Source organism: Desulfothermus okinawensis JCM 13304, assembly GCF_054654515.1.
The window spans coordinates 1-253 of the sequence record NZ_BAAIEW010000108.1 but is presented as its reverse complement, the minus strand read 5'-3'; the positions used below and the strand labels follow the sequence as shown (position 1 = coordinate 253).

Genomic DNA, 253 nt, shown 5'->3' with positions numbered 1-253 from the left:
CCTCTAACAGCCACCTATACTGCATCTGATAAGGTGTATGATAGGACGACTAAAGCAGATGTCACAGCCACAAGCAATGACATCATAAGTGGAGATGATGTAAACCTTACAGCAACAGGGGAGTTTGAAGACAAGAATGTAGGGACAGACAAGAGTGTCAATGTGAGTGGAACACTATCAGGAGCAGATGCAGGGAACTATGCCTTTCAAAATCCAACATCAACAGTAAAAGCAGACATCACTCCCAAACCTC

General features: G+C 43.9%; 1 protein-coding gene. It reads left to right on the top strand.

What is annotated here, in order from left to right:
• The coding region (locus tag ACYQ0O_RS13245; protein ID WP_459893829.1) for a YDG domain-containing protein at nucleotides 1-253 on the top strand (253 nt) is incomplete at both ends.